General features: G+C 71.4%; 10 protein-coding genes. 8 read left to right on the forward strand and 2 right to left on the reverse strand.

Annotated features, from left to right (window positions below):
* Positions 1 to 132: 132 nt before the first annotated feature.
* The 5 genes from F8568_RS10450 to F8568_RS10470 all read left to right on the forward strand — a co-directional run bounded on the left by F8568_RS10450 (position 133) and on the right by F8568_RS10470 (position 3,863).
* Positions 133 to 753, forward strand: a complete 621-nt coding sequence (locus F8568_RS10450; protein WP_151593310.1) for a DUF4178 domain-containing protein — start codon at positions 133 to 135, stop codon at positions 751 to 753.
* The gene (locus F8568_RS10455) at positions 754 to 1,323 is read left to right on the forward strand and encodes a DUF2617 family protein (protein ID WP_151593311.1); all 570 of its coding nucleotides are present in this window, start codon (positions 754 to 756) and stop codon (positions 1,321 to 1,323) included.
* The gene (locus F8568_RS10460; protein ID WP_151593312.1) at positions 1,320 to 1,754 is read left to right on the forward strand and encodes a DUF4247 domain-containing protein; all 435 of its coding nucleotides are present in this window, start codon (positions 1,320 to 1,322) and stop codon (positions 1,752 to 1,754) included. The genes F8568_RS10455 and F8568_RS10460 overlap by 4 nt, the downstream gene beginning before the upstream one ends.
* Before the next feature lie 10 nt (positions 1,755 to 1,764).
* A complete protein-coding gene (locus F8568_RS10465; protein ID WP_151593313.1) occupies positions 1,765 to 2,190 on the forward strand; it encodes a DUF350 domain-containing protein in 426 nt (141 codons plus the stop codon).
* A gap of 146 nt (positions 2,191 to 2,336) precedes the next feature.
* Complete coding sequence (locus F8568_RS10470) at positions 2,337 to 3,863, forward strand: polyamine aminopropyltransferase (RefSeq protein WP_328600812.1); 1,527 nt, start codon at positions 2,337 to 2,339, stop codon at positions 3,861 to 3,863.
* Positions 3,864 to 3,926: 63 nt separating this feature from the next.
* Here the strand turns inward: F8568_RS10470 and F8568_RS10475 are convergent, their stop codons facing one another.
* On the reverse strand, positions 3,927 to 4,628 hold the full coding sequence (locus F8568_RS10475) for a MerR family transcriptional regulator (protein ID WP_151593315.1): 702 nt from the start codon (positions 4,626 to 4,628) through the stop codon (positions 3,927 to 3,929).
* Positions 4,629 to 4,705: 77 nt separating this feature from the next.
* Here F8568_RS10475 and F8568_RS10480 point away from each other — a divergent pair, with 77 nt between their 5' ends.
* Positions 4,706 to 5,848: an acyl-CoA dehydrogenase family protein gene (locus tag F8568_RS10480; RefSeq protein ID WP_151593316.1), complete on the forward strand. Its 1,143-nt coding sequence runs from the start codon at positions 4,706 to 4,708 to the stop codon at positions 5,846 to 5,848.
* 62 nt (positions 5,849 to 5,910) lie between these two features.
* Here the strand turns inward: F8568_RS10480 and F8568_RS10485 are convergent, their stop codons facing one another.
* Positions 5,911 to 6,351, reverse strand: a complete 441-nt coding sequence (locus F8568_RS10485; protein ID WP_151593317.1) for a YbaB/EbfC family nucleoid-associated protein — start codon at positions 6,349 to 6,351, stop codon at positions 5,911 to 5,913.
* 170 nt (positions 6,352 to 6,521) lie between these two features.
* Between F8568_RS10485 and F8568_RS10490 the strand changes: the two genes are divergently transcribed.
* Positions 6,522 to 6,884 (forward strand): hypothetical protein, encoded by a 363-nt coding sequence (locus F8568_RS10490; RefSeq protein ID WP_151593318.1) that lies wholly within the window; start codon positions 6,522 to 6,524, stop codon positions 6,882 to 6,884.
* Between the two features lie 39 nt (positions 6,885 to 6,923).
* Positions 6,924 to 7,931, forward strand: a complete 1,008-nt coding sequence (locus tag F8568_RS49465; protein ID WP_160573566.1) for a hypothetical protein — start codon at positions 6,924 to 6,926, stop codon at positions 7,929 to 7,931.
* Positions 7,932 to 7,994 lie beyond the last annotated feature (63 nt).

Consider the following 7,994-nt stretch of genomic DNA (forward strand, 5'->3'; position numbering starts at 1 on the left):
GTCTCGTGTCCGGGTTTTCCGTATGAAACCGGATGTTCCTTCATTACGTCTGATCGCGATATGGGCGTAAGCGGCCACAGTCGGTAGGATCCGCTGGTCTCCGCCCTCCGGGATCGCCGAATCAATGGAGGTATGTCCGTGAATGGGACCGTGCTGGCGCTCGTGCTGGCACTGATCGTCCTCGTGGTCGTGCTCGTCGTGGTGCTCGTCGTGGTGCTGTCGCGGCGCCGCTCCGCGCCGCCCGCGCCCGCGGCGCCCCGCGACCCGTTCGCCCCCGAGCAGAGCGCCGCCGGCGACCCCCGCACGCTGAAGGCCGGCGACATGGTCGAGTACCTCGGCACCCGCTACTTCGTGCGCGGCTCGCTGCGGCTGCGCGAGGGCGGCTTCACCTGGTCCGAGCACCTCCTCGACGCCGACACCATCGAGGGGCAGAAGGTGTGGCTGTCGGTGGAGGAGGACCCGGACCTCGAGGTCGTCTTCTGGACCGAGTACGACATCGGCGACCTGCGGCCCGGCGACCGCACCGTCACCGTCGAGGGCGTCGAGTACCGCCGCGACGAGCACGGCACCGCCGACTACACCAGCGAGGGCACGACCGGTGTCGGCGTCCAGGGCCGCGTCGAGTACGTCGACTACGAGGGCCCGCGCGGCCGGTACCTGTCGTTCGAGCAGTACGGCGGCGGCCAGTGGGAGGCCGGGCTCGGCGAGCGCGTCCCGGACGGCACCATGACGATCTACCCGGGCAGCGGCTGAATGCGGACCGTCCTCGACACCCCCTACCGGGACGCGCGCGCCGACGGGCTGTCGTTCGCGCTCGGCCTGCCGCCGCTGGACGCGCTCGCCGTCCTGCCGGTGGAGCGCGGCGGGCTGACCGTCCAGTTGCGCCTGCTCGGCGCGTCCCACCAGGTGATCGCCGGGCCGCTCAGCGAGACCGTGGCGTGCCTGCCCGGGGACGGCGGCGAGCCGCTGCCCGGCAGCGCCGCCACGACGCTGCCCGGCTGGGCCTACGACTTCACCGCGACGACCGCGGTGCACGCCGACGACGCGGCGTTCGCCCGGGCCGTCGACGCGGTCTGCGCGCGGCTCGCCGACCGCGGCGACGCGCTGACCGGCGCGTTCCCCGGATCCCGGCACGCCGTCACCGCCCTCGCGCTGGAGCACCCCGGCGTCCCGGACGCCGCGAACGTCGGCGGCGGTCCGGGCGAGCAGAACTTCGAGCAGAACCCCGAACGGCGGGCCGGCATCGGCTGGCGGACCTGGCACGCCTACCCCCAGACCCGGGAGATCGTGATGACGCGGAGCCGGTTGGTGAGACCTACATGAACAGCACGCACCGGGCGGCGGCCGGCGGGGCCGCCGCCGTCCTGCTGACCGTGACGCTCGGCGGCTGCGGCCAGTCGCAGCAGTCGTGGATCGGCAAGAAGTACCACAAGATCGGATACAACACCTTCCAGGCGTCGCAGCCCCCGCGGACGGTCGCCTCTGCGATCAACCGCAAGTTCAAGGCGATCGACCAGGTCGACGACCTGGCCCGGTACGGCTCGGGCGGCGGGGTGTTCCTGCGCTACCCGAAGCTGGTCGTCGGCGTGACGCCGTACGGCAGCGGCAGCCACATCACCATCGACAAGCCGTCCGGCGGCTACAACCGCTACTACTCCCATGTCGGCCACCGCTGGAGCGCGCCCGGCAGCGGCGGCTGGAACAAGCACGGCATCGCGTCCTTCCGCGGCGGCGGTCCAGGGTCGGGCAAATGAGGAGCAACGCATGAACGACATGGCGCATGACATCGGCGCGACCTTCGCCTACGGCGCGGTCGGCATCGCGCTGATGGCGATCGGCTACCTGGTGGTGGAGGTGACGACGCCCGGACGGCTCGGCCACCAGATCTGGGGCGAGGGCAACAAGGGCGCCGCGCTGCTGCTCGGCGAGAAGCTCCTCGGCGTCGGCGCGATCGTCACCACCGCGATCGTCACCAGCGACAACGACCTGAGCGACGGCCTGATCGACACCGCCGTGTACGGCGCGATCGGCATCCTGCTGATGGTGGTGGCGTTCTACTTCCTCGACCTGATCACGCCGGGCAAGCTGGGCGCGACACTGGTGAACGGCGACGCCATCCACCCGGCGGGCTGGGTCGTCGCCGCCGCCGACATCGCCGTCGCCGCGATCGTGGCCGGGGCGGTCTCCTGACCTCCCGCGACACCGACCAGGCGCCTCCGCCGCCCGCCGCGGCGGAGGCGCCCGCGCCGGACGCGCCCGCGGCCGGCTCCGAGCCCGGCTCCGAGCCCGGTTCCGGGCCGGGCGGCGGGGCGGGACGGCTGGGGGCGCCCGCCCGGGTGGCGCGGGCGCTGATCCTCGCGGCCGTGTTCACCTGCGCGGCGTGCGGCCTGGTCTACGAGCTGGCGCTCGTCGCGCTCGGCAGCTACCTCGTCGGCGACTCGGTCACCCAGGCGTCGATCGTGCTGTCGGTCATGGTCTTCGCGATGGGCATCGGGTCGCTGCTCGCCAAGCCGCTGCAGAAGCACGCCGCCGCCGCGTTCGCCATCGTCGAGGGTGCGCTCGCGCTGGTCGGCGGCCTGTCGGTGCTCGCGCTGTACGCGGCGTTCTCCTGGCTCGACCTGTACGTCCCGGCGCTGGTGGTGGTGTCGTTCGCGGTCGGCGCGCTGATCGGCGCGGAGATCCCGCTGCTGATGACGCTGCTGCAGAAGATCCGCAGGCAGGACGCGGGCAGCGCCGTCGCCGACCTGTTCGCCGCCGACTACGTCGGCGCGCTGATCGGCGGGCTCGCCTTCCCGTTCGTCCTGCTGCCGACGTTCGGGCACGTCAAGGGCGCGCTGCTGGTCGGCGTCGTGAACGCGGTCGCCGGCGTCGCGGTGGTGCTGTGGCTGTTCCGCCGCCGGCTCGGCCGCCTCGCACGGGTCGGGATCGGCCTCGGCATGGTGGCGGTCCTCGCCGTCCTCGGCACGACGTACGCGCTCGCCGACCGGATCGAGGTGACCGCGCGGCAGGCGCTGTTCCAGGACCCGATCGCGCTGGCGAAGGACACCCCGTACCAGGAGATCGTGATCACCCGGAAGGTCACCCTCGCGGGCATCACCGACCTGCGCCTGTTCCTGAACGGCGACCTGCAGTTCTCCTCGGTGGACGAGTACCGGTACCACGAGTCGCTCGTCCACCCGCTGATGTCCGGGCCGCACGGGAACGTGCTGATCCTCGGCGGCGGCGACGGGCTGGCGCTGCGCGAGGTGCTGCGCTACCCGGACGTCCGCAGCGCGACCCTGGTCGAGCTCGACCCGGAGATGCTGCACCTCGCCCGCACCTACGGGCCGCTCGTCGCGCTCAACCACCGCTCCTTCGAGGACCCGCGCGCGCACACCGTCAACGCCGACGCGTTCACCTGGCTGCGCGGCCAGACCCGCCGGTTCGACGCCGTCATCGTCGACATGCCCGACCCCGACGACGTCCCCACCGCGAAGCTGTACTCCGTCGAGTTCTACGGCCTGGTCAAGCGGGTCCTCGCGCCCGGCGGCCGGATGGTCGTGCAGTCCGGGTCGCCGTACTTCGCGCCGAAGTCGTTCTGGAGCATCGAGAAGTCGATCGCCGCCGCCGGGCTCGCCACGACCCCCTACCACGTGGACGTGCCGAGCTTCGGCGACTGGGGGTTCACGCTCGCCTCGCCGACCGCGAAGCCGCCCGCGCTCGGGCTGTCGCCGGACGCGCCGCCGCTGCGCTTCCTCGACCCGTCCGTGCTGCAGGCCGCGTCCGTCTTCCCCAAGGACCGCCGCTCCCGCGACGTCGGCGTCAACACCCTCGTGCACCCCCGCCTAGTCCAGTACGAGGGCCAGGAGTGGAAGGACTCCTGACGCCACGTTGACTTGTGGCGTGTCGTGGTTAAGCGGCCGTCCATAACCACGACACGCCACAAGTCAACGGTCGGTGGAGGTGCGGATGGCCTTGTTCACCGCGTGCTGGAACGACGACACCAGCGACTGGATCATCAGCGGTTTGAGCTTGCCGGCCAGCTCCATGAGCCGGTCGCGCTCCTGCGGGGAGCGGCCGCTCTCCCGGTAGGGGCGGACGACGGTGTCCTGGAAGACCTGCTGGAGTTCGGCCGCCAGCGCGGTGGTGTGGCGTTCGACGGCCGCGTGCGAGGCGATCAGCGTGTCGAGCGGCAGGGGGAGCGCGGCGAGTTCGGCGCTGGCGCCGAGCAGGGCGGGCATGACGACCCGGACGGTGTCCGCCGCGATGCTCTCCACGACGCCGAGCGCTTCGAGGCGCTTGAGCGTGTCGTCGTCGAGGTGGCGCCCGGCGCGGCGGTCCAGCTCGTGCCGGTCGACGTCCTCGGGACGTTCCGGCGCCCACGGCGACAGCAGCGCCCGCTGCAGCGCGAGGTCCTCGGCGGGCGCGTCCAGGGGGATCTTCCGCAGGTGCTTCTCGATGGCGGCGAGGGTCAGGCCGAGCGACTGGAGTTCCCGGACGAGTTCGAGCCGCGCGAGGTGGTCGGGGCCGTACAGGCCCGTCCGGCCGCGCAGCCGGGGCGGGGGCAGAAGGCCGCGTCCGGCGTAGAACCGGACGGTGCGGACGGTGACCCCCGCGCGCGCGGCCAGCTCGTCGACGGTGAGATCCATGCCGCTCCTCCTGACGTGACAGTGCCAGTGTTACATTGATTCTGTATCAGTACGCACTTACCGAGGGAGACCGCCGGATGGCACGGGAGATCTTCACCGCGGAGCACGAGGCGTTCCGCGACATGGTCCGCGCCTTCATCGAGAAGGAGATCGCGCCGTACCACGAGCAGTGGGAGAAGGACGGCGTCGTCTCCCGCGACGTGTGGCTGGCCGCCGGCCGGCAGGGGCTGCTCGGCATCGACATGCCCGAGGAGTACGGCGGCGGCGGCAACCCCGACTACCGCTACTACGTGATCATCAACGAGGAGTTCGCGAAGGCCGGCGTGCACGGCCCCGGCTTCTCGGTGCACAACGACATCAACGGCGGCTACCTGCGCCAACTGTGCAACGACGAGCAGAAGGCGCGCTGGTTCCCGGGGTACTGCTCCGGCGAGATCATCACCGGCATCGCGATGACCGAGCCCGCCGCCGGCTCCGACCTGCAGGGCATCAAGAGCACCGCGATCAGGGACGGCGACCACTACGTCCTGAACGGCTCCAAGACGTTCATCTCCAACGGCATCCTGTCCGACCTGGTGATCGTGGTCGCGAAGACCGACCCGTCCGCCGGGGCGAAGGGCGTCAGCCTCCTCGCCGTCGAGCGCGGCATGGCGGGCTTCGAGCGCGGCCGCAACCTCGACAAGATCGGCATGCACGCGCAGGACACCGCCGAGCTGTTCTTCGACAACGTCCGCGTCCCCAAGGAGAACCTCCTCGGCGAGGAGGGCATGGGCTTCATCTACCTGATGACGAACCTGGCCCGCGAGCGGCTGTCCATCGGCGCCACCGCGATGGCCGCCGCCGAGTCGGCGTTCGAGCAGACCCTGGAGTACTGCAAGACCCGCGAGGCGTTCGGCCGCCCGATCGGCAAGTTCCAGCACAACCGGTTCACGCTCGCCGAGATGAAGACCGAGCTGACCGTCAGCCGCTCCTTCACCGACGAGTGCATCGTCAAGGAGAGCAAGGGCGAGCTGTCCGCCGACGAGGCCGCGATGCTCAAGTACTGGAACACCGAGCTGCTGAAGCGCGTCGTGGACCGCTGCCTCCAGCTGCACGGCGGCTACGGCTACATGACGGAGTACCCGATCGCGAAGGCCTACCAGGACGTCCGCATCCAAACGATCTTCGGCGGCACCACGGAGATCATGAAGGAGATCATCGGCCGCGGCCTCGGCGTCTGACCCCCGCCGCGGGCCGCCGCGCCGTCCCGTCCGTCCGGGCGGGACGGCGCTGGAGCCGGGGTTCAGAAGGCCCGGCGAACCTCGTTGAGGTCGTCGTGGTGCTCGTCGAACCGGCGCCGCGTCGCGTCGCCGATCGCGCCGACCTTCTCCAGGACCGCCTCGGTGTCCACCTTCGCCGGCAGCCCGGTCGCGGCCATCAGCTCGGCCACCATCTCCTGCACGCGGTCCCGCGCGTCGTCCTGCGCGGCGCCGATCGCCTCGATCAGCGACTCGGCGAGGGTCTCGCTGTCCATCCGCAGCGCCCGCGGGTTCAGCGCGATCCGCTTGATCCGGCCGGACGAGTCGACCGTGGCCTTGATCAGCCCGCCCGCGGCCTCCCCGGTGGCCGTCAGGTTCACCATCTCCTCCGTCGAGGCGGAGAGCCGGCGGAGCGCGTCGTCGGCCTGCGCGGCCAGCCGGTCCACGTCCTCGGGACGGAAACGCGCGGGGTCGAAGTCGAGCATCGGATTCCTTCCGTCGGATGCCGTCGGTAGGGCAATCCGAGCAACCGAAGATGTCGCGCGGGAGAATGAGCGACCAATTATTCATGTTGATCGACCGACGCGGGATAGAAAGATCATCGGAGTCGGGGAATTTCCTGCCGCCCGTCGCCGCGGTGCGGTAGCAAAGGGTCATGGCACCCGGTGGACAGGAAAAATACGTCACTTCCCAGGGCATCGAGAGGACGCGGCGGCAGGTGCTGGACGAGGCCAAGCCCCTGTTCCGCGGCATCCGGGACGAGGTGGACGATACCGACGTCGGCGGCGTCGCGTTCGGCGTGGTCGGCCTGGCGTTCCTCGCAGACGCCTACGCCGCCGTGCAGAACGACATGCGGCGTTTCATGAATGACGCCATGGAGGTGATGGATGAATGGGGCGAAGCCCTCGAAGGAATCGAACGGGTATGGCGTGCGGCTGAGGACTACAGCACTCCGAAGGTCGTCCACGGACCGGGCGGACGGGACGTGAGAATCACCGGCCCCGCCGTCTACCAATGAGCCGGGCCGACGCGTCCCGCCGGATCAAGGAAGAATGAGATGACCACTCCCAACCAGCCGCCGGACCCCCGCATCGCCTGGGGCCGCCCCCCGGCCACCCCGCCGAACCCGGCCACCCCGCCGAACCCGGCCACCCCGCCCAATCCGGCCGCCCCGCCGAGCCAGGGCGCCCCGCCGAGCGGCCCGGCCACCCCGCCCCGCCCGTCGGCGCCACCGCGCCCGGCCGCCCCGGCCTCCCCGTTCCGCCCGGCCACCCCGCCGAGGCCGGTCCCGCCGAGGCCCACCGTCCCGCCGCGTCCGACGGTCCCGCCCGCGGCGACGGCGGCCAAGCCCCCGCCGGGCGGCGCGACCGCGCTGGTCGAGGACGCGCTCAAGAGCTGGCGGCAGGTGGCCCGCAAGGAGCCCCTCATCGTCATCGCGATCGCCGCGGCCGCGGTGGGCGTCGCGAACGTCCCCGGCATGTACCAGGCGGCGTCGAACTGGCGCGCGCGGATCTCCGGCGACCTCGACAAGCCGGCCAACCAGATGATGCGCGGCCTCCAGACCGACTCCGGCAAGGACTGGATCGCCGACGACCAGGAGGCGTTCGCCAAGGCCGTGGACGAGTTCATCCGCCAGCTGGAGACCTGCCGCAAGTACGCCGAGGCGTGCGGCGGCGCGGTGGAGAGCGTCGCCAAGGCGTACACGTCGTACTGGACGGCGCTCGGCGACATGGCCGTCGCGATCCTGCCGGCCTTCCTGTCGCTGTGGGCGCTGCAGCGGGTCCCGTACCCGCCGACCAGCATCGGCGCGCGGATCGCCGCGACCACGCTGGCGCTCGCCGTCATCGCCGCGGTCGGCAACCTGGTGTACGGCCTGACGCAGTTCCTGAACGCGGCCAAGAACATCATGTCGACGCTGCTCGCGGGCGGAGCCGTCGTGCAGCTGCGGAACCTCAAGCCGTCCGGCGCGTCGGCCATCGAGTTCACGGACGCGAAGATCGACTGGTCGCCGCCGTCCACGTACAAGGAACCCCGCCGCACCTCCCCGACCCCCTACGGCCGCTGACCCTCCGTCGGCGTTTGTGGGGGAGGCCGGTGGGCGGGGCGCCCCCAACCCGACGCTGTAAGA

This window comes from Actinomadura physcomitrii (genome assembly GCF_008923205.2).
Classification (GTDB): domain Bacteria; phylum Actinomycetota; class Actinomycetes; order Streptosporangiales; family Streptosporangiaceae; genus Spirillospora; species Spirillospora physcomitrii.